The following is a 26,024-nucleotide window of genomic DNA, read 5'->3' on the forward strand; positions in this document are numbered from 1 at the left end:
GCTCCTTCCGGGCCTCACCGGCTCGGCTTCTGGGAAGCCACGATCGTGTTCATGGTCTGCTCCGCCCCGGCCAGCCGCTGCACCCGCTCCGCGAATCCCGGGAACTGCGACGCGATCTTGGTGAGGAACCTCAACTCGACCGGGGCCACGTTGACTTCGGCGACATCGCGCGCGATCGCCCGGGTCACGCCCTTGACGACCTGCTCCGGCGCGACGGTCCGCACCCCGCCGGGCGTCGGCGAGCCCGTGTTCGCGAACATCCCCAGCTCGCGTACGAAGCCCGGCTGGACGATCGAGACACCGACGCCCGTCCCGTGCAGATCCTGGCGGAAGGCGAGCGAGAAGCCGCGCAGCCCGAACTTCGTCGCGTTGTACATGGACGACGACTTGGTGGCGGCCATCCCCGACAGCGACCCGACGAAGCAGATGTGCCCGCGCCCGGCGGTGACCATGGCGGGAGCGAGCAGCCGCGCGAGCATCGCGGGCGCGCGCAGATTCACCGCGAGCGCCCGGTCGATCTGCTCCGGCGTGTAGTCGAGCACGTCACCGCTGGAGGGCAGGGCGGCGTTGGCGATGAGGATGTCGGTCCCGGCGGCCTCCTCCGCGAGGCGGAGCACGTCATCGGCGTCGCCGAGATCGGCCAGGATCGTTCGCGCGCCGTAGCGGTCGGCCAGCGGCTCCAGCGCCTCGCGCCGCCGGCCGGTGAGTATGAGATCCGCGCCGCGAGCGGACATTTCGGCGGCGAGCGCCCCGCCGATGCCGCCCGTGACCCCGGTCAGCAGAACAGTTGCCCCGGCAATGTGCACGACTACCCTCCCGTACTGTTCGTTCGAACGAACAATAGAGAGGGCGGGAGGGACTGTCCACCGGAACGCGGATGGAACAATGCATGGCATGCCGAACGCCGCCCCCTCCGCCACGACGCGCCAGCGCATCATCACCGCCGTCCTGCAGATCATCGGCGAGGGCGGGGTCGCGGCGGTCACCAACCGGCGCATCGCCAAGGAAGCCGGAGTGTCACTCGGCTCGGTCACGTACCACTTCGAGACCCAGCACGATCTGCTGCGGGAGAGCCTGCTGCACTTCGTACGCGAGGAGGCGCGGTACTTCACCGAGCTGGCCGACCAGTGCAAGACCGAGGACATCGACGTCGAGGGCGCGGCGTCCCTGGCCGGCCAGGTCGCGTGCGGCACGGCACTGGACAGCGCCCATCTCGCGCCCTTCGAGCTGTACATCCACGCCGGGCGCGACGAGCGACTGCGCGAGGCGGCGGCGGAGGCGTTCCGGGCCTACGACCGGCTCGCCGCGCAGATCCTCACCGCTCTGGGCGTGCCGGACGCGGAACGCCTGGCGGCCACCACGGTCGCCCTGGTGATGGGCCTGCAACTGCGGCGTCTGGCCACCGGCAGCCCCGCGGAGGACCTGGTCGACGCCCTCCTGCTGCTCGCGCGAGGCAGTCTGCCTCCGCAGTGATCAGCGACGCAGCAACTCCGTCGCCTGTTCGCCGATGATCTCCCATGCGGCGGACGGGACATCACTCAGCGCCGTCCGCCGCAGCGTCCGTACGGCGTCCTCGCCACCGGTGTTGCCCTTGGCGCTGCCGCTGACCACGTCGTATCCGTCGCGCACGGCGACACGGAGGCGGTGCTGTCCGTCGGCGTCGGCGTGCAGAGCCGTGGCGACGACGAGCGGTGGCGCTCCGCCCGCCTCGGCCGGCAGTTTGCGGTAGGCGGTGGCGACGGGCTCACGCCAACGGATGCTCAGCAGCAGCGGACGCTTGGCGATCGCCTCGGCCAGATCGATCTCCTGGACGCCTTCGGGGCCCAGCACCGACGCCCGCGCGTCCAGGACGAGAGCCGCCGGCAGCAGGCAGCGCAGCGTACTGCCCACGAGATTGCCGCCGACCGTCGCCGTCCTGCGTACGGCGCCGGTCCCCACCGAAGCGGCGGCCAGGCGTATGACGTCCGGGACCCGGTCGTCGATCCGGTTCAGCACCACGGCGGCGCCCAGCGTCTCGCGCCCGAGGACATTGGCCTCCGGGAGGCTGCGCAACGACAGGGCCTGTGCGGGGAACCCGTCGCGCTGCCATTCGGCCCACACCAGCGTCGCCCCACCGATCGGCACGGCTCCCTCGGCCAGGCACTCCTGCGCCTCGGACACGGAGCTGGGCTGTCGCAAGAGCATCGCAGCCGACCTGCCTTTCTGGGGAGTTGAGCGGCGGGGCCGTGAACCGGACACCCGCCCATCGGCATGGCGCATTCTCGCCGCACGGACCGGGGCGCACACAGGGCTCACATGAGCATGCCGGGCGTCCTCGAAGCCCCTTCGCGCAGGCGTGGGGGCTGGTCCGCCTGCGGACGACGGAGGCAACTAAGCTCCCGCGCATGAACGGAGAGGGCAGCGACAACAGCGGTAGACGGGTTGTCGACGGGCGGTTCGAGCTGGCAGCACGGCTCGGCGGTGGCGGTATGGGCATGGTCTGGCGCGCGACGGACCTGGTGCTGCACAGGAGCGTGGCGGTCAAGGAGGTGCGGCCACCCGATCCCGACCTCGCCGAGTACGATCCGGAGGCCGCCCGGACGCTGCGCGAGCGGGTCCTGCGGGAAGCACGCGCGCTGGCCCGGGTCGACCACCCCAATGTGGTGACCATCCATCATGTGGTCGACGGCGGCCCGGGAAGCTACCCCTGGATCGTCATGGAACTCGTCACCGGCGGCTCCCTGGCCGACCGCCTGGCGCGCGGGCCGATGTCCCCCCAGGAAGCGGCACGGATCGGACGTGAGGTGCTGGCCGCGCTGCGCGCCGCACACCAGGCGGTCATCCAGCACCGCGACGTGAAACCGGCCAACGTCCTGCTGCGTCCCGACGGCCGTCCGGTGCTGACGGACTTCGGCATCGCGGCGATCCGTGAGGCCACCACCCTCACGGCCACCGGGTCGGTCATCGGCACCCCCGACTACATGGCGCCCGAACGCGTCTCCGGCAAGGACGGTGGTCCCGCCTCGGACCTGTGGTCGCTGGCGATGATGCTCTACACGGCCGTGGAGGGCGAGCATCCGCTGCGCCGCGGCACGACACTCGCCACCCTGGCAGCCGTCCTCAGCGACGAGATCCCGTCCCCGGTCCATGCCGGTCCGCTGCGGGACGCCCTGATGCGGGTCCTCGTCCGGGACCCCGCCGCGAGGCCCGATGCCGAGCAGCTGGACCGGATGCTGGCCGACGCCGCGCGCGAGCCCGAGTCCCCCACCTCCTACCCACTGCATCCCCCGTCGGCACCGTACGTGCCCGGGCCTGCCACGGCACCCACGGGCTTCGGCCCCGCGCCCGCCATGTCAGGGGGGCCGTACGGTGCTCCTGCGGCCCCGACGACGTCTCAGGGCCCGCAGGACGCGCGTCCGGCGTTCCCCACCGTCCCGGTACAGCCGAACCGTGCCCGGCGCTGGACGCTGGTGGGCCTGCCCGTCGCCGGAGTGGCGCTCGCCGGGGTACTCGTCTGGACGCTGCTCCCCGACGGCGACTCGAAGGCGTCAGGTTCCGGCGCGACCGGCAACTCCACCACCAAGTCGCCGTCGGGCGGCGGCTCGACCGCCACGGACGTCACGCCGTCGGCGAAGGAGTCGACCGGCGCCACGGCGAGCACCAAGGGGAACGTGCTGACTCCGGCCGGCATCCGCACCGCCATCAGCGCGTTCAAGCAGCAGACCGGCCGGACCCGGTTCGGGTCTTTCGTCGTGTATCCGGGATACGTCTCCGCCGACTTGATGGGGAATGGCAGCGACACCAAGGAAGACTCGTACACCTATCGCCCCGGCCAGGGCGTCCAGAAGGGCATCATCAGCGACACGCTCAGCGATGGGGAGAAGCCCGTCAGCCTGGACGACTTCGACTGGGACAAGGTCCCGGCCCTGCTGGCCGAAGCCGAGCGGAAACTGAAGGTCGATGACGTGCAGACCCGCTACCTGTCGGTGACCCTTCCGGGCAACGTCTTCGGTGACCCACCCGGAATGTCCGTCTATCTCGCCAACGCCTACGGCCAGACCGGCTACCTCCAGGCGACCAAACAGGGCAAGGTCTTCAAGGTCATGCCCAACGAAGACTGATGTGGCATGTGAGGTAGCTCACTTGACGGAGTGGAACTCGACGGCCGGCATCGGCGAACAGGAGGTGACCACGACACGGCTTTCGAGGGATACGACATGAACCACAGAGGTAAGGCGTGACACTGCTGCCGGACACCGGCGCCGCTCTCGCCCTGGCGACGGATGCGAGCGGCGACTCCGACGGCTCGGTCATCGAACGATCCTGGGGGACGCCCGACGCGTTCGCCGTGATCTTCGACCGCTACGCCGACGACATCCACCGCTACATCGCACGACGTCTGGGTCCCGACACGGCCGACGACCTGATGGCGGAGACGTTCGTGATCGCGTTCCAGCGTCGTCGGCGCTACGACCCGTCGCACGCGCACGCGCGGCCCTGGCTGTACGGGATAGCCACCAACCTGATCGGCCGTCACCGCAGGGACGAGGCCCGCCGGTTGCGGGCACTGTCGCGCATGGCGTCCTTGTCCTCGGAGCGGAACCACGCCGGTCCTGAGGACGGGATCACCGACAGTGCCGCCGGGACGCACGGCACTCTGGCCGGCGCTCTCGCCCAACTGCCCGCCCGCCACCGGGACGTGCTGCTGGTGATCGCCTGGGGAGAACTCGACTACGCGGAGGCCGCGCAGGCCCTCGGCGTGCCCGTCGGCACCGTGCGCTCCCGCCTGCACAGGGCCCGCACCAAGCTGCGCAGGGCACTGGGCGGACCGGACCTCACCACCTCGACCGCGCCTCAGGAGGAGACGGATCATGGATGAACTGACGATGGTGCGGGGATGGGACACGGACCAGCACGAGCTGTCCGACGAGGCCCGCGCCGCCGCCCGAGCCCGCCTCCGAGCCGCCATGGTCGAGGAGTCCCGCAGTGGTGCATCCCGTGGGCGTGCACTCAGCCGACGACTTGTGGTCCGTACCGCGCTCGTCGGCGTGACCGCGGCGGCGGTGGGTGTCACCGTGGTGGTGGCCCACGACACCAAGGACGACGACAAGCCCCGGCTGGGCGCGATCAGCGCGACGGAGGTGCTGCAGAAGGCCGCTGACAGGTCACGCGCCGTGGGGAACGATCTGCCGATTCCGCGCAACGACCAGTACTTCTACACCAAGACGTACATCACGCAGACGCCGGTGAAGGGCGGGAAGACCAGGACGTGGACCGACGAGAGCTGGATGTCGGTGGACGGTTCCAAGCCGTCCCTGCGTCAGGAGCATGGGAAGATCCACCACGATCCGCCGCTCGGCAAGCACGAGGTGCGCTCGCCCCCCACCGTCTACTCCAAGCTCAAGACCATGCCGACGGACCCCGACAAGCTCCTCGCCCAGTTCAGGGGCGGTCAACCCAGCACGACCCACAACGACATGTTCGCGTTCTTCGAAGGATCCATGCTGCTCATGGGACCTCGTGTGATGCCCCCCGGCCTGCAGGCCGGCGCTTTCGAAGCGCTGGCGAAGCTTCCCCGGATCCGCCTGGACTACGACGACGTGGACGTGGCCGGCCGGTCCGCCGTCGGAGTCTCGTACCCCAAGACGGCGTTCACGTTCCTCTTCGATCGCAAGACGTACGACTACTTGGGCCTGCGCACCAAGGGGAGCAGTCCGAAGAAGGTGCACGGCGAGTGGAAGCAGAGCAACTGGTACTACGAGACCAGGATTCTGCAGGACACTCAGGTGGTCGACCGCATCGGACAGCATGACTGAGATCTCTGAACTCCAGCTGGCGGGGGCGGCTCGGGCCGCGCTGGGCGGCGGGCGGCGGCTGGAGGCGGTCGAGCGGGTCGCGGGCGGCAGCAAGAAGGGCGTGTACCGCCTGGTGATGGACGACGCGACGACGGCTGTCGCCTACCTGTGGCACGACGCCGAGAACTACTGGCCGGCGGCCGAGGGCGACGACGACCTCACCGACCCGTTCTCGCCCGGCCTCGGGCTCGACCTGTTCGAGGCCGCGCACGCACGGCTGGACGCGCTCGGCGTCCGCGTCCCGGCCATCCGTCTCGTCGATCGCGAGGGCACCCACGGCCCGGCTGACCTCGCGATCGTCGAGGACATCCCAGGCGAGAACCTGGAGAAACTGCTCGCACGTGACCCGAGCGCGGCCGCCCCCGTCCTGGACCGGCTCGGGGAGGCGCTGGAGGCGATGCGGGGTCATCGGGCGTCCGGGTACGGCAAGGTGGCCGTGGTCGACGCGGGAGGCACCTCGCGGGGGACGTCGTGCGAGGGGGTCGTCCTGGACCGTGCGCTGCGCGACCTCGCCGAGGCGGCGTCCCGGGATCCGCGGATCGCGGGAGCCCGCGACCGGCTGGAGGAGCGGCTGACGGATCTCGCGGCGGCGGTGCGGCCGCGCGCCGAGTACGCGGTCGTCCACGGCGAACTCGGCCCCGACCATGTGCTGGTCGACGCGGGCGGGAACCCCGTGGCGATCGACATCGAGGGATCGATGTACTTCGACGTCGAGTGGGAGCACGTCTTTCTGCGGATCCGGCTGCACGACGCCTACCGCCCGCTGGCGGTGGACGGCCTGGACGAGGACCGGCTCGCGCTCTACACGCTCGCCCAGCGTCTGTCCCTGACGGCGGGTCCGCTACGGCTGCTCGACGGGGACTTCCCCCACCGTGCGGCCATGGCGGACATCGCCGAGCACAACCTGGAGCAGGCGCTGGCCCTGGTCGCCGTGGTCTGATCCCCGGATCAGTCGAGGACGAGGGGATCCGGCAGGGACGCCGAACGGTGCATGCGCAGGAGCGTGTGCACGACTCCTGACAGGCCCGACATGAGGCTGGGGGAGAACGCCTCGCGGGCCAGGCCGCCGACCGGCCCGCGCTGTTCGAGGCTGGTGAGGATCTCGCCGTCGAGGCCGGAGGGGTCGCCGACGTTCATGGACGTCAGGAACTGCCAGAGGCCGAGGTCGCCGTGGCACAGAGTGTGGCTCCAGCCGAAGCCCTCGGCCGCGCAGGCCCGCGCGGCGCGGCGGGCCATGTCGAGGTGGGCCGGATCGCCGGTGCGCCGGTGGAGGTCGAGCATGCCGATCCCGATCCCCGCGCTGCCGTGACACCAGCTGGTGAAGAAGTCCTCCTCGGCGCCGATGCGGACGTCCAGCCAGTTGCCGTGGTCCGGTTGGTAGAGGGACTCCTGGTAGGCGAAGGCCAGTTCGGCGAGGCGGGCCCAGCCGTGCCGCTCGGCCGCGGCACCCGCGTCGCTCAGGGCGAGCCGGGTCAGCGCCCAGCCGATGCCGGTGGCGCCGTGGGCGAAGCCGCCGATGCCCTCCGGGTTGAGCCGGGTCGTCCACCGGGCACCGCTCGCGTCCACCGTGGCCAGACCGGTCAGCCGACGGCCGATCTGTGCGGCCGCGGCGAGCCAGCGGTCCTGCCCGGTCGCCGTGGCCAGGTTGAGCAGAGGGACGATGCCACCGGCCGCTCCGTTGAGGAGATCCACCTCGACGTCGTCCTCGACCAGTCGGCCCTCCAGCAGCACCGCCCGCGCGGCGGCCCGCTCCAGCAGCCAGTCCTCGCCGAGCACCCGGTGCAGCGCCAGCCACGTCCACACCTGCGACGCGGCGCCGCTGAACGCCCCGGCGGACGGCGTCGGCGTCCGGTCCTCGGTGCTCATCAGGACACGCAGCGCGCCCTCGAACGTCTCGGTGACGCCCGGTACCTCCTCCGCCCGCCCGGCGCGCACCTCGGCCGCGTACTCCGCGAGCGTCAGCACCACCCCGCCCTGCCCGGTGTAGAGGTCGGCGGGCAGCACCCTGATGGACCACCCCGCGGGGGTGAAGACCGGGCTGATCCAGGTCACCGTGCCGTCCTCGCCGCGCACCGCCCCGGCGCACAGCCGTCGCACCATCCGCGCGGCCAGCTCCCGGCGGCGCCGCTCCCGGTCGCGGGCGTGCGGGTCGCGGGCGGCTTCCTGCACCCGCGCCGGCAGCGAACGCTCGTTCAGGTACGCGCCGACCAGCGCGTCCTGGATCACCGACTCCTCCAGCGCCAGATCGGCGGTGCGCCAGTCATGGACCGTGTTCCGTACGGCGGCCGCGTCCACGGTGAAGCCGAACAACGGCACGTCACCGGCCAGGAGGTCCGCGATCTCACCGTCGATGGCCGTACGCTCCGTCGGCGCACCGGGCAGCACCTCGGCGTTGCGCCGCAGGATGTCCCGGGCCCGCTCGACGGCCGTGGCCTCGTCGTGCAACGACGCGGGATGCCACAGCATGCGGCCGATGTCGACGTACGCCTGGGTCGGGCGCAGGATCCGGCGGGCCTGCGCGCCTTCGAAGCGGGACAGCAGACGGTACGGGTCCACGCCGGGCCGGCGCAGGTGCGCGGTCATCTCGCGGAAGCCGGCCAGGATCCGGTCCCAGTACGCGCTCAGCACGGGGGTCGGGCTCGGGTGGTTGCCCGCGGTGGGCATCGCCACCAGGTCCACGTGGAAGCGGGCCGCCGCGGTGCCGCCGTCCGCGATCACCGGGCTCGGGATCAGCGGCTGCTGGCCGGGCAGTGCCCCCACCCCGGAGATGTCCACGCCGCCGAGCGCGAACCCGGTGCCGCGCACGGGCAGCAGTCCGGTGCGCAGCACCGTTCGGCGGATGGCCGCCGCTGCCACGTCCACCGCGTCGCCCCGGCCGCTGGGCGGGAAGGGCGCGGGGGAGTCGAAGAGTGTCTCGGCGTCCACGATCACCGGCACCGGGCCCGCGGCGATCATGTTCTCGGCGTGCATGTCGGTGCCTCCGGTGAAGCGGAGGACGGCCAGCCAGTGCCCCACGTTGCGGTAGAACGCGGCGAGTTCGGCGTCGTCCGCGCAGTACCGGTGGTGCACGTACTCGGCCCAGCCGTGTCCCTCGCGCGCCACCGTCCGTGGCACCCGGATCCGTTCGTCCGGCGCCGGGGCCCCGGGGAAGTCCGTGAACAGCTCGTCCAGCAGCGCGCCCAGAGCCACGTCGGCCTCGGACGGCCGGGGCTTGTACATCACGCTTCCGCCGGCGAAATCGACCCGGCTCACCGTCAGGCCGCCCCGGTGGCTGTCGCCCGCCCCGAACGTCACGGCGTGCACCGGCCCCGCGGGTCCTCCGAGCAGCGGTCGCAGCAGTGCGCGGTCCGCGGCGAGCCGCTGCGCGAACCCGGCCGTCGCCGCCACCGACATCCGTGCCACCGCAGCGATCCGCGGGCCGACACTCGGGTACCGGCCGGCCAGCTTGTCGAGATAGCCCTCCGCACCGGCCTGCTCGATGAACGCGGCCCACGTTCGCGTGTCCGCCGCACCCTCGGCGTCCGGACCGGCGCCCCCTGCCAGGCGCAGCGCGTGCAGTTCGACCAGGAGGAGCCGGGACAGTTTGGCGTGCAAGGACCGGAGCAGGGCGGTGTGGCCGGCCTCCAGCACCACGTCCCGCTCGTCCCGGTCCAGGGCGGTCACGGCCGCCAGGCGCCGGGCCAGCTCGTCCCGCCACGGCCGGGCGATGCCTCGTACGGGCGCGGCGAACCACTCAGCCTCGTCCCCGCCGTCCGGTACCGATCCGCTCACCTTCCACCCTCCCTCTTCGACCTCACCGAACGAGACGCGGGGAACCGCGCGAGCAGCGCGCGGTTCCCCGGTCGGTGCCCGAAGGCACCGCGGACGATCAGCAGCACCAGCTGCCGTGCGACCCGCTCGGGCTGGAACAGAAGCCGTACAGGGAGTCGCTCGGGTCGGTGAGCGCGGCCTCCGCGGCGGCGCCGCCGACGTAGAGCGGCCCGGCGGGGTTGAGCTGGCCGAAGGCGCTCTCGGCGCCCGACAGCCAGGCTTCGAGCACGGCCGCGGTCTGAACACTGGTCTGGGGCATCTGTGGCCTCCGAAGGCGGGAGTGTGGGGCGGATCGCCCAGCCCTGAGTATCGCGACGTTCGAACACCCGTCAGATGCGCAATCCGGCCACAGTCGCGCGGGAATCCTGATGCCTCCTGTAGGAAACTGAGGCGTTCGACGTGTGCCGCCGCCGCTCACAACATGACGTGCTTGACCTGTGTGTAGTCGAGCAGGCCGGTCAGGGACAGGTCGCTGCCGTAACCGGAGTGGCGCACGCCGCCGTGCGGCATCTCCGAGACTGTCGTGCCATGGGTGTTGACCCAGACGATGCCGGTGTGCAGTGCGCGGCTCGCGCGCATGGCCCGGTCGTGGTCGCGGGTCCAGACACTCGCGGCCAGCCCCTGGGGAACGGCGTTCGCCATCCGGAAGGCCTCGGACTCCTCGGCGAAGGGCTGGACGGTGACGACCGGGCCGAACACCTCGCTCCGTACGATCTCGTCCTCCTGCCGGGCTCCGGCGACCACCGTGGCCTGGTGGAAGTAGCCGGGGCGGTCCAGGGCACCGCCCCCGGTGACGACCTCGGCGTGGTCCGGGAGCCGCTCCAGCAGGCCGCGCACGCGGGCGAGTTGGGCGGCGTTCGCGAGCGGGCCGAAGGCGGCCTGCTCGTCGTCGGGGTCGCCGGGCAGCCGCCGGGCGGCCCGGTCGGCGAAGGCATCCAGGAAGGCCTCGTAGCGGCGGTGGTGGACCAGGATCCGGGTAGGCGCCGTGCAGTCCTGCCCCGCGTTGTAGAAGGCCAGCGACGACAACTGCTCGACCGCGTCGTCCAGGTCGGCGTCCTGGTGGATCAACACCGGGGCGTTGCCGCCGAGTTCGAGGTGCAGCCGCTTGAGGTCGGCTGCCGCCGCGGCGGCGATCTCCTGCCCGGCGCGGACGCTCCCGGTGACGGCGACGAGCCGGACGTCCGGGTGGGCCACGAGGGCGCGCCCGGTGTCCCGGTCGCCGCACACCACGTTGAGCACCCCGGGCGGCAGATGCTCGGCGGCCAGCCGGGCCAGCAGCGTGGCCGACGACGGCGTGGTGTCGGACGGTTTCAGGACGACGGTGTTGCCGGCGGCCAGCGCGGGGGCGACCTTCCAGACGGCCATCATCAGCGGGTAGTTCCATGGGGTGATCTGCGCGCAGACGCCGACCGGCTCGCGGCGCAGGACCGAGGTGCGGCCCGGCGTGTACTCGGCGGCCGCGGCGCCCGGCAGGTTCCGGGCGGCCCCGGCGAAGTACCGCAACACATCGACGATCGCGGGCAGTTCGTCCGCCAGGAACAGGGCACGCGGCTTGCCGGTGTCGGCCACCTCGGCGCTCGCCAGCGCGCCGGCCTCCCGTTCCAGGGCGTCGGCGATGCGCAGCAGCGCGGTCTGCCGCCGCGCCGGAGTCGTGGCCGACCAGCCGTCAAAGGCCTGTTCGGCCGCACGGCAGGCCGCGTCCACGTCCTCGGGACCGGAGAGCGGGGCCGAGCCGTGGGGGAGTCCGGTGGCCGGGTCGACCAGCCGCACGGTGGCTCCGGAGGCGGCCGGTACCTCCTTGCCGTCGATGTGGTTGAGACGGGCGTGGTCAGCCACGGCGCAGCGCCTCCTCGGCGGCGGCGCGGCCGGTGCGGACCGCGCCCTCCATGTATCCGGCGACCCACTGGTCCGAGCCGCAGACGTAGAACGGCGGCTCGTGGGTGCCGTGCAGCGGTCCGACCGCCATGACCTCGCCCGGCGGCCACTGGGTGACGTAGCCCTGGGTCCACGGGTCGGTGCCCCACAACCGCAGATGGCAGGCCGTCGGCCGCAGTGCCTCGTCGCCGAACATGGCGGCCATCTCGGCGAGCAGCTCGGGCGTGCGCAGCTGGGGCGGGGTGCCGAGCAGGAAGCCGTAGCGCTCGGGCGGGATCAGCGCGGACAGGACGCCCTCGTTCTGTGGCCAGGTGCTGCCCAGGACCCCCTCGGTCTCGGACAGGCCGTTGAGCCCGTCGGCGCGCCAGAAGGGACGGTCGTACACGGCGGCGAACTTGGCGGCGACCGCCTGGCGTTGCCGGTGCAGGGAGGCAAGCCGGGCCTCGCTCACACCGCTGACGGCGACGGACCGCAGCGGTCCCACGGGCAGGGCGCTCACCACGGCCGCCGCGGTGAGGACTTCGCCGGTGACGAGGTGTACGGCGCAGTGGCCGGGGCGTATGTCCAGCGCGGCGACCGGCGAGCCGAGGCGTATGCGCGGCCCCAGCTCGCGGCCCATGACCTCGGCGAGGGTGGCCGACCCTGCCGCCAGTCGCAGTCCCTCCCAGTTGTCGTAGTCGTAGTCGCCCGTCCCGGGGACCGCCGCGCTTTTGCGCAGCGCGGCCAGGAGCGAGATGCGCTCGTACGATCCTCCCGCCAGGGCCAGTTGACCTATGTCCCACAGTCGCACCACGGCGGGTGTGGCGTGGCGGGAGCGCAGCCAGTCGGCCACGGACAGCCGGTCCAGGGCGGTCGCCTCCGGGTGCGACCAGGGATCGTCGGGGTCGACCGTGGCGGCGAGTTCGCTGAACTCCTTGCCGAGTTCCTCGTGTCGGGCCAGGTCGCCGGGGCCGAACCAGTGCGGTGGGTCGCCGGCCGAGAGACCCTCGGGTGTGGAACGGGTGATACGGCCGGGTTCGGCGACGTAGCTCGCGACCAGCTCCAGGCCGAGTTCCTTGGCGAGTCGCAGGTATGCGGTGTGGGCATGGCCGACCACTTCGCCGCCCAGCTGGACGGTACGGCCGTCGGGCGTGCGGGTCTGCTCGACCCGGCCGCCCACGCGGTCCCGGGCCTCCAGGACGAGCACGTCGGTGCCTGCGGCCGCCAGGTCCCGGGCGGCGGCGAGCCCGGCAAGACCCGCGCCGAGCACGATCACGTCGTGATGCATCAGCTTCGCTTTCGTCAGGGACGGGGTCAGGCCAGGACCAGGCAGTGTTCGGGCCGCCAGCCGAACTCCACCGTCTCGCCGCCGCTCCAGCGGTCCTCCATGCGCGCACGGGCCGTGTTCTGCTCCAGCACCGACAGCGTGACGCCCGGGGCGAGTTCGATCAGGTACGTGGTGGTCGGGCCGCTGTAGACGGTTTCGCGGATCACCCCGCGCAGCATCGACATGCCCGGTTCGAAGTCCGACAGCCAGATCTTCTCGGGGCGCACGGACACGCTCACGGCGGTGCCGTCCGCGATGCCGGTCCGGGCGCCGACCGGCAGGGCGGGCCCCTGCTCCAGGGCGACCTCACCTCCCCGGTAGGTGCCGGTCATCAGGTTCGAGGTGCCCATGAAGGAGGCGACGAAGCGGGTGGCGGGGTGTTCGTAGACGTCCTCGGGGGTGCCGCACTGTTCGATGCGGCCCTCGTTCATGACCGCGATCCGGTCGGACATGGTCAGCGCCTCGTCCTGGTCGTGGGTGACGAAGACGAAGGTGATGCCGACCTCGCGCTGGATCTGCTTCAGCTCGACCTGCATCTGCCGGCGCAGCTTCAGGTCGAGGGCGGCCAGCGGTTCGTCGAGGAGCAGGACGGCCGGACGGTTGACGAGCGCGCGGGCGAGCGCGACGCGCTGCCGCTGGCCGCCGGAGAGGGTACGGGGTCTGCGGTCGGCGAGGCCGGCGAGCTGGACCAGGTCCAGCATCTCGCCGACCCGCTGCCGCATCTCGGCCTTGGCGACGCCCTGGCGCTTCAGCCCGAAGGCGACGTTGTCGGCGACGCTGAGGTGGTCGAACAGCGCGTAACTCTGGAAGACCGTGTTGACGTTGCGCCGGTTCGGCGGCAGCGCGGTCACGTCCTCACCGGCGAGCAGCACCGAGCCCTCGCTGGGGTCGCTGAACCCGCCGATCATGCGCAGCGAGGTGGTCTTGCCGCAGCCGGAGGGGCCCAGCAGGGAGAAGAAGTGGCCGGCCTCGATGTCGAGGTCGAGACGGTGGACGGCGTAGGAGTCGGCGAACCGCTTGGAGACGCCGTCGAGCCGGACGGCGGGGGTCGCGTCCATGGATCACTCTCCGGAGAGGATGTCGAGGCCGCCGCGGCGGCCGAAGAGGCGCGGGATGAACAGGGCCAGGGCGATCAGGGCGATCGATCCCGCGAGCATCAGCGTGCCGACCGCGTTGATCGTGGGCTGCACCCCGAAGCGGATCGCCGAGTAGATCCGCACCGACAGCGGCTGGGGGTCGACGCCGGTGGTGAAGTAGGCGAGCACGAAGTCGTCGAAGACGAGCGCGAAGATCAGCACGGCGCTGGCCAGTACGGCCGGGAGCAGGGCCGGCAGGGTCACCAGACGGACCGCCTGCCAGCGGGTGGCGCCCAGGTCCATCGCGGCCTCCTCCACCTCCGGGTTCAGCGCGGCCACCCGGGACCGGAGGATGACCGTCACGTAGGAGATCGAGAAGGTGATCTCGGCGAGCATCACCGTGCCGGTGGACAGGGCCACGCCCAGGCCCTTGAACAGCAGCATCGACGCCACGCCCGTGACGATCTCCGGCGTGATCAGCGGCACCAGCATGATCAGGCCGGCCAGCGAGCCGAGCCGGGTGCGGCAGCGGACCAGACCGAGCGCCAGCGCCACGCCGAGGACGACCGAACCGGCCATCGCCACCAGGGAGATCCGCAGGCTGGTGCCGAGCGACGAGATGAGGACGTCGTCGTGGACGAAGGCCCGGTACCAGCGCAGGCTGAACCCGCCGAAGACGGTCAGGGACTTCTTGGAGTTGAGGGAGAAGAGGGCGACGACGGCGATGGGGAGATAGAGCAGGGCGAAGAAGAGGCCGGTGACGGCGATCAGGATCCGCGGCTTGCGGTCGGCGCGGCCGCGCCGCGTGCGGATACGGGCGGTCGGCCGGGAAGGGGTGGTGGCGGAGGGCAGCTTGACCATGGTCATCGGCGGGCCTCCGCCTCGTCCTTGCGGGTGCGCCGCAGGTAGCCGAACATCCCGATCAGCAGCACCAGCATCAGCAGCATGGTGAGCGCGGAGCCCAGCGGCCAGTTCTGGCCCTGGAAGAACTTGTCCTGGATGAGGTTGCCGATCATGATCTGGTCCGGTCCTCCCATGAGCTGTGCGCTGACGAAGTCGCCCATGGCGGGCAGGAAGACCAGCACGAGTCCGGCCGCCGCGCCCTGCCGCGTGGCGGGCAGGGTGACGTAGAGGAAGGTGCGGACCGGGCCCCCGTACAGGTCGCGGCCGGCCTCGATGAGGGAGACGTCCAGCCGCTCCAGGGCCGCGTACAGCGGGATGATCATGAAGACGACGAAGCCGTAGACGAGTCCCGCGACGACGCCGACGCCGGTGTTGAGAATCTTCGTGCTCCCGTCGGCCAGCCCCACCGCGCGCAGGGCGCGCAGCACGGGCCCGTCGTCGGAGAGGACGACCGACCAGCCGTACATCCGCACCAGGTAGTTGGCGAAGAACGGCACCACGATCGCGGCGATCAGCGCGTGCTTGTACCGTCCGCCGTACAGGGCGATGGTGTACGCCACCGGGTAGGCGATCAGCAGGCAGATCGCGCAGGTGAGCAGGGCGTAGCCGAGCGAGCGGGCCAGGACCTCGGTGTAGGCGGGATCGGCGAGGGCGCGTACGCCGGACAGGTCGAAGCCGAAGCGCGGGTTGCCGAGGTCGTCGGTGGTGCCGACCGCCAGGACGGCGACGAGGACCAGCGAGGCGATCAGGAAGCCGGTCATCCACAGCGTGCCCGGCAGCATGAACCAGACCCACATCCGGTTTCCGGTGGTGTCCCGGCGGCCGGTGCGGGAAGAGGGGCGCAACAGTGCCATGGTCAGCCCGCCTTCACATGTGTCCAGGCGGTGTCGCGGGCGTCCTCCGCCGCGCGGCCGCCGTTGCGGAAGAACAGGTCCGCCTTCAGGTCGTCCTCGGTGACCAGGCACTCGGGGAACGGCTTGACCAGCTCGGCGTAGGTCTTCTCGGAGCCGGCCACCGGCATCGGGTAGCCGATGTACTCGATGTTCTTCTTCACGTTCTCCGGCCGCAGCATGTAGTCGATGAACAGCATCGCGGTGCCGGGGTGCGGGGCGTTCCAGGGGATGGCGTAGCAGTCGGAGTTGATCGGCGTGCCCTCCCTCGGGGCCTCGAAGCCGAACACGGAGGGGTCCTTGGCCTGGTTGAGCATGGCGGCCATGTCGCCGCTCCAGGCCTGGGTGATGACCGCGTTGCCGTTGAGGAGGTTGTTGTAGCTGTCGCTGGAGAAGCCGCGCAGCCGCGGGCGCAGCGTGCTCAGCAGGGAGGTGATGCGGTCGAGGTCACCGGTGCCCCCGGTGCTGACGGGCAGACCGAGCGCGAGGGCGCCCATGCCGAGGACCTCGTCGCGGTCGTCGAGCAGGAAGACCTTGCCCTCGGCCTTGTCGCTCCACAGGTCCCGCCAGGATCCGGTCAGTTCACCGATCCGGTCGCGGCGCCAGCCGATGCCGGTCTTGTACGCGGTGAAGGGGACCGTGTGCGCGGAGCCGGGGTCGTACCAGGGGTCGGCGAAGTACGCGTACGTGCCGAATATGGCGTGTGCGTTGGTGAGTTGGGAGTGGTCGATACGGCGCAGCCGGCCGCCGCGGACCAGGCGCTGAGCCCATTTGGCGGTGGGGAAGACGATGTCGTAGCGGTTGCCGGCGTTGAGCTTGGCGACCATGCCTTCCATCGAGTCGAAGTTCGACTGGATGACCTTGACGCCGTACTCCTTCTCGAACCCCTTGAACACGGACGGGTCGACGAAGTCGGCCCAGTTGAAGTAGACGAGATCGCCGTCGACGCGCGCCTTGACCGGGGCGAGCTGCTGGGCGTCGGGTGTTTTCGCGGGCATGAACCCGCAGCCCGCGGCCGCCGCACCGAGCAGGCCGTAGGCGCCTGCCTGTAGCACGGCGCGGCGGGGCGGGGGTGGGGATACCTCGGGGGACATGGAGCGTCCTCTCCGTCGAGGAACGGCACAAGTCCAGGGCGGACCGGCTGGTCGGCTCACGGAGGCCCTGACTCCGTAGTGAAGACCGGTCTGGGGAGGGTGCTGGTGTGCGTCAGAAGGGGAGGGGTAAGCCCGACGGAAGGCGTACGGCGTACAGCGTGCGGGAGGGCGTCACCGGGTGTCCCCCTCCAGGTCGTCCCGGACCCGGCGGGCGAACCAGCCGACGGCGGCCTCGCGCTGCGACAGCGGTCCCGGCTCGAAACCGGGCGTGGTCAGGCCGGCCTGCACGCGTTCCACCAGCTCGGCGTCCTCGTCGTTGGTGACCCAGCCGATGTGGATGTTCAGCCGCCGGGCCAGCCGGGTGCGGACGCTCTCCCCGTGCCGGGTGTAGAAGCCGCCGGGGATCGCCGCCCGGTCCTGGGCGGTGGGCAGGGCGGTCCACGCGAGCACGTGGTCAGGGTAGAAGTCGATGAGCGTGTTCGGATAGATCACGGCGTACCGCCACACGCGCCGGTCGGCCTCGGTCAGTCCTGGCATCGGGGTCGCGAGGCGCTGGTAGAGCCGCTCGGTCCAGTTTGAGGAGGCCTTGTCGCGCAGCGGGGACTCGAACAGGACGTAGTTCTCCTGAACGTCCACCGTGTACGCCTGGTAGTCCAGCAGCCGCATGAGCGCGGGGTGGGCGACGGGGACGTGGTAGCCCTCGAGGTAGTTGTCGACGATCACCTTCCAGTTGGCGTTCTGCTGCTCGCCGCCCGCCAGGTCGTGGATGCGGTGCTTGCCGACGGGGATGAGGCCGGGGTCCGCGTAGTGGCCGACGGCCTGGGCGAGCCCGGCGCAGCTCTCCGCGAGCGGGGTCGCCTCCATGTCGAGGTTGACGAAGACGAACCCGAGGAAGGACTCCACGTTGACCGGGTGCAGTCCGAGCCGGGGCTTGTCCAGGCAGGGGATCCGGCGCGCCTCGGGGGCACCGACGAGGCGTCCGTCCAGTTTGTAGGTCCAGCCGTGGTACGGGCAGCGGATCGCCTTGCCGGACGGCTCCGGGGCTGTGACCAGGCGGGTGCCGCGGTGCCGGCAGACGTTGAGGTGGGCGGCGAGGCCGCCGTCCTCGGTGCGGACGACCAGCACCTCCCGGCCGGCGGCGGTTGCGGTGAGGCGTGCGCCGGGTCCGGGGAGGTCGGATTCGTGGCAGACGAGCTGCCAGGACTTGGCGAAGATGCGCTCGGTCTCGGCCTCGGCGACGGCCGGATCCGTGTAGTAGCGGGCCGGCAGGGCTTCCCCGGGGTGCTCGGGGGGCGGTTCCGGCGGGGCAGCGGAGACGGTGTCGGCTGCCCGGGTGGGCGAGGGGTGCATGGGGTCCTCCTCCGCGCCGCGGCGGCGGCGATGGGCGGTGAGGCTGTGCCCGGAACGGACGGCAGGTACGGCGTCGGGCGAGGCGTACGGGTCAGGCGAGGCGTACGCATCGGCTGAGCCGTCAGGACCTGCCGGGATCCGGCTGACTGATTGGTTAGTCAGAGTGCGACCGCGGCGGGATCAAGTCAAGACTTGTGGGCTGACTAATTAGTTAGTTAGTGTCGTGGTGGGCCGACGACCGTGCATCTCGCACCGGTCCGGACACCCCCCGTCACCGCCCACGCCCTGCCCGGTCCCGGCCGGGCCCCGCACAGCTCCCCACCCCTCACGTCGCGGTGCCGGAGCATCCCCGTCCACGCCGTCGCCGCGCCACCCCGCTCTTCGGATCACCCGGAGACGGTGCGCCCCCGGAGGCACCCATGAGCGCTCGCCGAAGTCTCGTCTGGCTCGGTCTCACGCCGGAGCCCGAACAGGAACTGCCCGCCGCGGTGGCCGCCCTGCGCGCCCCGGTGGACGACCGCCCGCCGGCGGCCCTCGTCGCCGCCGAGCGGCACCGCGTCGAGCGGCTGGTGCTGCGCGGCACGCAACGCGGCTGGCTGCGCTACCTCCGCGAGGTCACCGACCTGGTCGTCGAGGCCGCCGCGCCGACCGCCACCGCCGACCCGCGGCCGGCACTGGTGGCCGGCGAGGTCGTCCTCGACCACCACCGCATGCTGATCGGCCTGCCCGGGGCCGGATACGTGCGCACCGCCACGCAACGGCGGGATCTGGAACGGGCGCTGGTGCGGCTGAGAGACCGCGACCACACCGTCCCCTCCAGCCACCGCGACCCCAGGAGCACCGCATGACCGGCGTCTTCTCCCTCCTCCCCGAAGGCCGGCCGGGCCTCCTCGCCCCGCTGCTGTCCGGCGCCTGGCTGTCCGGCGGCAGCGAGGACGCCTCCCGGTACCTGGCCGCGGGCGGCTACGCACCCCTGACCGCGCCCGACCGATTGCTCGACCGGTTGCTCGACCGGATCGCCGCCGTGGGGCTGCGCGGCCGCGGCGGGGCCGGGTTCCCCACCGCGGTCAAGATCCACGCCGTCCGCGACGCACCGGGCCCGCCCGTCGTCGTCGCCAACGGTGAGGAGGGCGAGCCGGGCTCGGTGAAGGACCGCTGGCTGCTGCGGCACCGGCCGCACGTGGTCCTGGACGGCATCCGCCTGGTCGCGGCCATGACCGGCGCCGAGCGCGGCTGTGTGTACCTCTCCGACGGTCCCGCCGAGCGGGCCGTGCGCCGGGCCCTCGCCGAGTGTCCCCCCAGGCTGCGCATCGACGTCGTACGTACGGAGCACACCTACGTCGCGGGGGAGGAGACCGCGGTCGTACGACGCATCGACGGCGGCCCGGCGCTGCCCACGGCGAAACCCCCGCGCCCCTACGAGCGCGGTGTCGGCGGCGCGCCCACCCTCGTGGCCAATGTCGAGACGCTGGCACGCATCGCGCTGATGTACTCGCGTCCCGAGGCCGCGGGCGCCGTCGCCGGAACCCATCTGGTGACCCTCTCGGGGGTCCGTGGCGCGTCCGCACTGGCCGAGGTGCCCGCCGGTACCCACCTGAAGGTCCTCGCCGACCTGTGCGGGCACGGCAGAGCCCCGGCAGTCCTGCTGGGCGGCCTCTTCGGCGGCCTGCACGGCACCGGCTGGACGGACCTCCCCCTCGACCATGACCGCCTGCGGGCGGCCGGCGGAGGCCTCGGCTGCGGGGCGCTGCACTTCCTGCATCCGGAGGACTGCCCGGTCGCCGTGGCCACCGAGGCCGCCGCCTACCTCGCGGCACAGAGCGCCCGACAGTGCGGGGTGTGCGTCTCCGGCACCGGAGCACTGGCCCGCACCCTCACGGCCGTCGCTCGCGGCCAGGCGGGCGACGAGGCGGCGGACAAGCTGCACCGCTGGTCGCGGCAGCTGCCCGGCCGCGGGGCCTGCGGGCTGCTCGACGCCGCCGCCCGCATCGTCGCCACCCTGCTCGCCCACTTCCCCGACCGCGTCGACGCCCACCGCCGCTCCGCCTGCCCCGCCTGCGCAGAGGCGGCACCCGAGGACGGGCGCCGGTTCACGGTGCCGGTGCCCTGAGACGCGTCCGGGCCCTTGAGCCGCTTCCGGGCCCTGAGCCGCGTCCGGACGCCTGAGCCCCATCCGGCCTCCTGAGCCGCATCCGGACCCCCGCCCCGCCCCCGCACCCCGCCGCATCGAAAGGACCGCACCATGAAACTCCTGCTGGACTCCACCCGCTGCCAGGGCTACGGCCTCTGCCAGGAACCCGCGCCCGAGCTGATCGAACTCGACGAGTGGGGCTACGCGCGGGTGCGCGAGCACGACGTCCCGCAGGGCGGCGCGGACGCCGCCGAAGCAGCCGTCGCCGCCTGCCCCAACTCCGCGCTGCGGCTGGTGAAGTGACATGGGACGTGACCTGTCGGCCCTCTTCGACCCCGTCTCCGTCGCCGTCGTCGGAGCCAGCGACGACCCGGCCAAGTACGGCCATGCCATCGCCGCCCAGGCCATCCGCGCGAACGGCCACCGCCCCGTGCACCTGGTCAACCGGCGTGGCGGCACCGTGCTCGGCCGTACCGCAGCCCCCAGCCTGAGCGCGATCGGCGAGCCCGTCGACCTGGCGGTGGTCTCCGTGCCCGCCGCCGGCTTCGAGGACGCCGTCGACGAGGCGCTGCGGTGCGGGGCCCGGGCGATCGTCGCGATCACCGCCGGGTTCGCCGAGACCGGCGAAGCGGGGCGCACCCGCCAGCGAGCCGTCGCCGAACGCGTGCGCGCCGCCGGTGCCGTGCTGATCGGCCCCAACTGCCTGGGCCTGGCCGACAACACCACCGACCTCTTCCTGGCCTCCGACACCTTCGCACCCGGCGGCATCGCGCTCCTCAGCCAGAGCGGCAACCTCGCCCTCGAACTCCAGCTCCGCTTCCGCCCGCACGGCCTCGGCTTCTCCCGCTTCGTCTCGCTCGGCAACCAGGCCGACGTCACCCTCGTCGACCTGCTCGCCGACTGCGCCCGGCACGAGGGCACGCACGCCATCGCGGTCTACGCGGAGGACTTCGCCGACGGACGCGCCTTCGCCGAGGCGGCCGCCGACGCCGGCAAGCCCGTGGTGCTGCTGACCGCCGGACGCGGCGACGCCTCCGCACGCAGCGCGCAGTCGCACACCGGCGCGCTCACCACCTCCGCCGACGTCGTCACCGCGGCCTGCCGCGACGCCGGTGTGGAACTGGTCGCCACGCCCCGTGAACTCACCGTCGTCCTGGCCGCGTTGAACAGCGCACGGCGGTCGGCCGGCCGCCGGGTCGCCGTCCTCACGGACGGCGGCGGCCACGGCGTGGTCGCCGCCGACGCCGTCGAGGCGGCGGGCCTGACCGTGCCCGAACTCCGGGAGCCGACGCGGCAGCTCCTGCGGGAGGCCCTGTGGGCACAGTCGGCCGTCGCCAATCCGGTGGACCTCGCCGGAATGGGGGAGCAGGACCCCGGCTCGTACGCGGAGACCGTCGCCGCGCTGCTCGCGGCCGAGGAGGTCGACGCCGTCCTGATGACCGGCTACTTCGGCGGCTACACGGCCGCCGACGGCGGGCTCGGGGGAGGCGGTACGGTACTCGCGGACGGGGAACAGGCGGCCGCGCGCCTCATCGCGGCCCGCCACCGGGCCACCGCGAAACCCCTCGTGGTGCAGTCGATGTACCCCGAGTCCCCCAGCTGCCGCACCCTCACCTCGGCCGGCATCCCGGTCTTCGCCGCCACCGAGGACGCCGCCCGCGCCCTCGCCGCGACGGCACCCGGAACACCGGACACCGGTGTCACACGGCTTCCCCGGGCCGCGTCACCGCTCCATGAGAGCGGCTACATGGAGACCCGCAGGGCCCTCGAAGCGGCCGGACTCGCCTTCCCGGCCGCCCGGGAGATCCACGACGAGGCCGAACTACTCGCCGCCACCGGCGTGTTCACCGGCCCCTACGTCCTCAAGGCCCTGCACCTGCTGCACAAGTCCGACGCGGGCGGCGTGGCACTGGGCCTGGCCGGCCCCGGCGAACTGCTCGCCGCGTTCCGCGAGATGCACGCCCGGCTCGGCGCCTCCTCCTACTCCGTGGAGGCGATGGCCGACCTGACCGACGGCATCGAGCTGATCGTCGGCGTCAACCGGGACCCGCGCTTCGGCCCGGTCGCCATGGTGGGCCTGGGCGGAGTACTGGCCGAGGCACTGCACGACGTCGCCTTCACCCTGGCCCCCGTACCCGCCGACCGCGCCCTGAGCCTGCTGCGCGGACTGCGCACCGCCGCCCTGCTCGACGGAGTGCGTGGCCGGCCGCCCGTCGACGTCACCGCGGCCGCGGCGGCCGTCGAGACGATCACCGCCTTCGCAGCCGCCCACCCCGAGATCGCCGAGATCGAGGTCAACCCCCTTCTCGTACAGCCCGGCGGCGTCCTCGCCCTGGACTCGCGCGCCGTACTCGCCTGACCCACCCGCACGCCGCCCACCGACCGAAGAGGCCCCCATGGACATGCGCTACACCCCCGAACAGGTCGACCTGAAGCGCCGCGCCGCCGAGTACGCGCGCCTGCTCATGCGCTACGAGGACCAGTCCGAGCAGGCCGGCGGGCCCCTGCCGCAGCAGCTCGTCACCGAACTGACCCGCGCCGCCATGGACGCCGGTGTCTACGCCATCAACATGCCCGCCGAGTGGGGCGGCGCCGGCCTCAGCCTCCTGGACCAAGTCATCGTCGAGGAGGAGTTCGGCAAGGTCACCAACTGCCTCTGGGACATTCCCTGGCGGCCCGCCAACGTCCTGGCGTACGGCGACGAGCGGCAGCGCGAGAAGTACCTGCTGCCGGTGATCCGCGCGGAGAAGTTCGACGCGTTCGCCGTCACCGAGCCGGGCGCGGGCTCGGACCCGTCCGCCGGCACCTCCACGGCCACCCGCACCGACGGAGGCTGGCTGCTCAACGGGGAGAAGTGGTTCGTCACCTGCGGAGACATCGCCGACTTCCTGCTGGTGCAGGCGGACGCCGGCCCCGAGCGGCTGCCCACGCTGTTCTTCGTGGACAAGGCCGCACCAGGAGTCGAGATGACACGGGTCCCGCACTTCATGCACTCCGCGGTCAACGGGCATCCCGAGTTCACCTTCACCGACGTCTTCGTGGCCGACGAGGACGTCCTCGGCGGTGTCGGCAACGGCTACGAGCTGACCAAGGAGTGGTTCACCGACGAACGCCTGATGATCGCGGCACGCACCGTCGGCGCGGCCGAGCGCGCCCTGCAACTGGCGCGCGACTGGGCGGTGGAGCGGGAGCAGTTCGGGGCGCCGATCGCGTCGTACCAGCTGATCCAGGGCATGCTCGCCGACTGCGCCGTCGACATCGCCGTCAACCGTGCCTACACCCACCAGGTCGCCTGGGAAGCCGACCAGCCGCACACCGACCGCAAGACACTGCACGCCAAGGCCTCCACCGCCAAGCTCGCCGCCAGCGAGGCCGCAGGCCGGGTCGCCGACCGCTGTCTGCAGATCTTCGGCGGCCGCGGCTACGACCGCTCGTACGCCGTCGAGCGCATGTACCGCGAGCTGCGCGTCGACCGGATCTGGGAGGGCACCTCCGAGATCCAGCGGCTGATCATCGCCAACGAGCTGATCAAGCGCGGCACCCGCGCCCTCGCACTGCCCGTCCACTGAAACCGCCCACCCCGATCACCCCACAGCGAGGACTTCCATGGACTTCCGCCTCACCCCGCGCCAGGCCCAGCTGAAGGCCGACGCGCGCGCCCTCACCGACTTCATCACCGCCTACGAGCTGCAGTGCGAGGAGAACAACGGCCTCCCCGCGAGCGCCCACGCCAAGATCCGCGACGCGGTGCTCGACGCCGGACTCCAGGCCGTGAACATGCCGGCCGAGTGGGGCGGCGCCGGACTCACCATCGCCGAGCAGGTCACCGTGCAGGAGGAACTGGGCCGGCTCACCGGCGCCCTGTGGGACATGGTGTGGCGCCCCGCCAACGCCCTCAGGTTCTGCACCCCCGAGCAGCGCGAGCGCTTCCTCGTCCCCGTGATCAGGGGCGAGCGGCGCGACTGCTACGCCGTCACCGAGCCCGGCGCGGGCTCCGACCCGCAGAACCTGGCCACCACGGCCACGAAGAACGACGACGGCTGGGTGCTCAACGGGGAGAAGTGGTTCGTCACCGTCGGCGACCACGCCGACTTCATGATCGTGCTCGCCGCGGCGGGCCCGGACCGCGCGCCCACGCTCTTCCTCGTCGACAAGGACACCCCCGGCATCGAGATGACGCGCGTACCGCGCTTCATGCACACCTTCGTCTACGAGCACCCCGAGTTCACCTTCACCGACGTCCAGGTCGGCGAGGACGCCGTGCTCGGCGGCATCGGCGAGGGCTACGACATCACGCGCTCGTGGTTCACCGAAGAGCGCCTGATGATCGCGGCACGCACGACGGGCGCGGCCGAACGAGCCCTGGAGCTGGCCCGTGACTGGGCGGTGGAGCGGGAGCAGTTCGGGGCGCCGATCGCGTCGTACCAGCTGATCCAGGGCATGCTCGCGGACAGCGCCGTCGACATCGCCGTCAACCGCGCCTACACCCACCAGGTCGCCTGGGAGATCGACCAGGCCTCGGCCGAGGACCGCAAGCGCCTGCACGCCAAGGCGGCCATCGCCAAGCTCTCGGCGAGCGAGGCCTCGGGCCGCGTGATCGACCGCTGCCTGCAGATCCACGGCGGCCGCGGCTACGACCGCTCGTACGCCGTCGAACGGCTCTACCGCGAGCTGCGCGTCGACCGGATCTGGGAGGGCACCTCCGAGATCCAGCGGCTGATCATCGCCAACGAACTCGTCAGGCGCGGCACGGGGGTTCTGGACCTGCCCGCCGCCTGACACCCCATATCGCCACTGAATGGCGCCACCGAATGTCTCCACTGATGGGAAAGGAAGACGGATGACCGACATCGAGCGCGTCGGAGTCGTCGGCTGCGGCCTGATGGGCGCCGGCATCGCCGAGGTCTGTGCACGCTCCGACGTGCCGGTGACGGTCGTCGAACGCGACGCGGAGGCGGCCCGTGCGGGCCTGCTGCGCATCACCCGCTCGCTCGACCGGGCCGTCGCACACGGCAGGCTCAGCGCGGAACGGCGAGAGGCCGCAGCGGCCCGGATCACCGTGGTCGACCAGATCGAAGCGCTGCACGACCACGACCTGGTGATCGAGGCGGTGCCGGAGGACGAGAACCTCAAACTCGGCGTCTTCACCCGCCTCGACTCCGTGATCACCGGCGACCACACGATCCTCGCGACCAACACCTCCGCCATCCCGGTCATCCGGCTCGCCACCGCGACCACCCGCCCCGACCGCGTCGTCGGCGTGCACTTCTTCAACCCCGTACCGGTCCTGCGGCTCGTCGAACTAGTCCCGTCGCTGCTGACCTCGCCCACCACCACGGCACGGGCCGAGGCCTTCGTGACCGGCACCCTTGGCAAGGAGGTCGTACGGACCCGGGACAAGGCCGGATTCATCGTCAACGCGCTCCTCGTCCCGTACCTGCTGGCCGCCGTCCGCATGGTGGAGTCGGGCAGCGCGACCGCCGAGGACGTCGACCGCGGGATGGTCCTCGGCTGTGCGCACCCGCTCGGCCCGCTGGCCCTGACGGACCTGATCGGCCTGGACACCACCCACGCCATCGCGGAATCGCTGTACGCCGAGTTCCGCGAGCCGCACTACTCGCCCCCGCCTCTGCTGTCCCGGATGGTGGAGGCCGGCCTGCTGGGGCGGAAGTCCGGCCGGGGCTTCCACGTGTACGAGGAAGAGCCGCAGCGTGAGACGGCGACACCGGCGAGGCCGCGGTGAGGGAAAGGTGAG

General features: G+C 72.0%; 23 protein-coding genes. 12 read left to right on the plus strand and 11 right to left on the minus strand.

Annotation, left to right across the window (positions count from 1 at the left end; translation table 11 throughout):
* Window positions 1-14: 14 nt before the first annotated feature.
* A complete protein-coding gene (locus CRP49_RS34305; RefSeq protein WP_097256850.1) occupies window positions 15-806 on the minus strand; it encodes an SDR family oxidoreductase in 792 nt (263 codons plus the stop codon).
* 88 nt (window positions 807-894) lie between these two features.
* On the opposite strand from CRP49_RS34305, the gene CRP49_RS34310 reads away from it, so the two are divergent.
* Window positions 895-1,473, plus strand: coding sequence for a TetR/AcrR family transcriptional regulator (locus tag CRP49_RS34310; RefSeq protein ID WP_097256851.1), 579 nt, complete (start codon window positions 895-897; stop codon window positions 1,471-1,473).
* Here the strand turns inward: CRP49_RS34310 and CRP49_RS34315 are convergent, their stop codons facing one another.
* On the minus strand, window positions 1,474-2,184 hold the full coding sequence (locus CRP49_RS34315) for an FAD binding domain-containing protein (protein WP_097256852.1): 711 nt from the start codon (window positions 2,182-2,184) through the stop codon (window positions 1,474-1,476).
* 200 nt (window positions 2,185-2,384) lie between these two features.
* Between CRP49_RS34315 and CRP49_RS34320 the strand changes: the two genes are divergently transcribed.
* The 4 genes from CRP49_RS34320 (at window position 2,385) to CRP49_RS34335 (ending at window position 6,774) form a co-directional block, all read left to right on the plus strand.
* The gene (locus CRP49_RS34320) at window positions 2,385-4,100 is read left to right on the plus strand and encodes a serine/threonine-protein kinase (RefSeq protein ID WP_097256853.1); all 1,716 of its coding nucleotides are present in this window, start codon (window positions 2,385-2,387) and stop codon (window positions 4,098-4,100) included.
* Window positions 4,101-4,222: 122 nt separating this feature from the next.
* Window positions 4,223-4,858, plus strand: a complete 636-nt coding sequence (locus CRP49_RS34325) for an RNA polymerase sigma factor (RefSeq protein WP_373560406.1) — start codon at window positions 4,223-4,225, stop codon at window positions 4,856-4,858.
* Window positions 4,851-5,795, plus strand: coding sequence for a CU044_5270 family protein (locus CRP49_RS34330; RefSeq protein ID WP_097256854.1), 945 nt, complete (start codon window positions 4,851-4,853; stop codon window positions 5,793-5,795). The genes CRP49_RS34325 and CRP49_RS34330 overlap by 8 nt, the downstream gene beginning before the upstream one ends.
* Complete coding sequence (locus tag CRP49_RS34335; protein ID WP_179851841.1) at window positions 5,788-6,774, plus strand: phosphotransferase family protein; 987 nt, start codon at window positions 5,788-5,790, stop codon at window positions 6,772-6,774. Before CRP49_RS34330 ends, CRP49_RS34335 begins: the two co-directional genes overlap by 8 nt.
* An 8-nt stretch (window positions 6,775-6,782) precedes the next feature.
* Here the strand turns inward: CRP49_RS34335 and CRP49_RS34340 are convergent, their stop codons facing one another.
* The 9 genes from CRP49_RS34340 to CRP49_RS34380 all read right to left on the minus strand — a co-directional run bounded on the left by CRP49_RS34340 (window position 6,783) and on the right by CRP49_RS34380 (window position 18,138).
* Window positions 6,783-9,605, minus strand: a complete 2,823-nt coding sequence (locus tag CRP49_RS34340) for a type 2 lanthipeptide synthetase LanM family protein (RefSeq protein WP_097256855.1) — start codon at window positions 9,603-9,605, stop codon at window positions 6,783-6,785.
* 97 nt (window positions 9,606-9,702) lie between these two features.
* Window positions 9,703-9,903 carry a DUF6229 family protein gene (locus CRP49_RS34345; RefSeq protein ID WP_094220088.1) on the minus strand — a complete coding sequence of 67 codons (201 nt, stop codon included), beginning with the start codon at window positions 9,901-9,903 and terminating at the stop codon, window positions 9,703-9,705.
* Between the two features lie 155 nt (window positions 9,904-10,058).
* Window positions 10,059-11,480 carry an aminobutyraldehyde dehydrogenase gene (locus tag CRP49_RS34350; RefSeq protein WP_097256856.1) on the minus strand — a complete coding sequence of 474 codons (1,422 nt, stop codon included), beginning with the start codon at window positions 11,478-11,480 and terminating at the stop codon, window positions 10,059-10,061.
* Entirely contained in the window at window positions 11,473-12,786 is a 1,314-nt protein-coding gene (locus CRP49_RS34355) for an NAD(P)/FAD-dependent oxidoreductase (RefSeq protein WP_097256857.1), read from the minus strand. Before CRP49_RS34355 ends, CRP49_RS34350 begins: the two co-directional genes overlap by 8 nt.
* 26 nt (window positions 12,787-12,812) lie before the next feature.
* The gene (locus CRP49_RS34360; protein WP_097256858.1) at window positions 12,813-13,883 is read right to left on the minus strand and encodes an ABC transporter ATP-binding protein; all 1,071 of its coding nucleotides are present in this window, start codon (window positions 13,881-13,883) and stop codon (window positions 12,813-12,815) included.
* Between the two features lie 3 nt (window positions 13,884-13,886).
* The gene (locus CRP49_RS34365; RefSeq protein WP_097256859.1) at window positions 13,887-14,768 is read right to left on the minus strand and encodes an ABC transporter permease; all 882 of its coding nucleotides are present in this window, start codon (window positions 14,766-14,768) and stop codon (window positions 13,887-13,889) included.
* Window positions 14,765-15,658 (minus strand): ABC transporter permease, encoded by an 894-nt coding sequence (locus tag CRP49_RS34370; protein WP_097256860.1) that lies wholly within the window; start codon window positions 15,656-15,658, stop codon window positions 14,765-14,767. The genes CRP49_RS34365 and CRP49_RS34370 overlap by 4 nt, the downstream gene beginning before the upstream one ends.
* Before the next feature lie 2 nt (window positions 15,659-15,660).
* The gene (locus CRP49_RS34375) at window positions 15,661-16,788 is read right to left on the minus strand and encodes a spermidine/putrescine ABC transporter substrate-binding protein (protein WP_097256861.1); all 1,128 of its coding nucleotides are present in this window, start codon (window positions 16,786-16,788) and stop codon (window positions 15,661-15,663) included.
* Between the two features lie 171 nt (window positions 16,789-16,959).
* Window positions 16,960-18,138, minus strand: a complete 1,179-nt coding sequence (locus CRP49_RS34380) for an aromatic ring-hydroxylating dioxygenase subunit alpha (RefSeq protein WP_097256862.1) — start codon at window positions 18,136-18,138, stop codon at window positions 16,960-16,962.
* 419 nt (window positions 18,139-18,557) lie between these two features.
* Here CRP49_RS34380 and CRP49_RS34385 point away from each other — a divergent pair, with 419 nt between their 5' ends.
* The 7 genes from CRP49_RS34385 (at window position 18,558) to CRP49_RS34415 (ending at window position 26,012) form a co-directional block, all read left to right on the plus strand.
* Window positions 18,558-18,986, plus strand: coding sequence for a hypothetical protein (locus tag CRP49_RS34385; protein ID WP_097256863.1), 429 nt, complete (start codon window positions 18,558-18,560; stop codon window positions 18,984-18,986).
* Window positions 18,983-20,248 (plus strand): NADH-ubiquinone oxidoreductase-F iron-sulfur binding region domain-containing protein, encoded by a 1,266-nt coding sequence (locus CRP49_RS34390; protein ID WP_097256864.1) that lies wholly within the window; start codon window positions 18,983-18,985, stop codon window positions 20,246-20,248. The genes CRP49_RS34385 and CRP49_RS34390 overlap by 4 nt, the downstream gene beginning before the upstream one ends.
* 132 nt (window positions 20,249-20,380) lie before the next feature.
* Window positions 20,381-20,572 carry a ferredoxin gene (locus tag CRP49_RS34395; RefSeq protein WP_097256865.1) on the plus strand — a complete coding sequence of 64 codons (192 nt, stop codon included), beginning with the start codon at window positions 20,381-20,383 and terminating at the stop codon, window positions 20,570-20,572.
* 1 nt (window position 20,573) lies between these two features.
* Complete coding sequence (locus CRP49_RS34400) at window positions 20,574-22,628, plus strand: acetate--CoA ligase family protein (RefSeq protein WP_097256866.1); 2,055 nt, start codon at window positions 20,574-20,576, stop codon at window positions 22,626-22,628.
* A gap of 37 nt (window positions 22,629-22,665) precedes the next feature.
* Complete coding sequence (locus CRP49_RS34405) at window positions 22,666-23,838, plus strand: acyl-CoA dehydrogenase family protein (protein ID WP_097256867.1); 1,173 nt, start codon at window positions 22,666-22,668, stop codon at window positions 23,836-23,838.
* Between the two features lie 37 nt (window positions 23,839-23,875).
* Entirely contained in the window at window positions 23,876-25,048 is a 1,173-nt protein-coding gene (locus CRP49_RS34410; RefSeq protein WP_097256868.1) for an acyl-CoA dehydrogenase family protein, read from the plus strand.
* A 61-nt stretch (window positions 25,049-25,109) separates the two neighbouring features.
* A complete protein-coding gene (locus CRP49_RS34415; RefSeq protein WP_097256869.1) occupies window positions 25,110-26,012 on the plus strand; it encodes a 3-hydroxybutyryl-CoA dehydrogenase in 903 nt (300 codons plus the stop codon).
* Window positions 26,013-26,024 lie beyond the last annotated feature (12 nt).

This window comes from Streptomyces sp. Ag109_G2-15, assembly GCF_900215565.1.
GTDB classification, from domain to species: domain Bacteria; phylum Actinomycetota; class Actinomycetes; order Streptomycetales; family Streptomycetaceae; genus Streptomyces; species Streptomyces diastatochromogenes.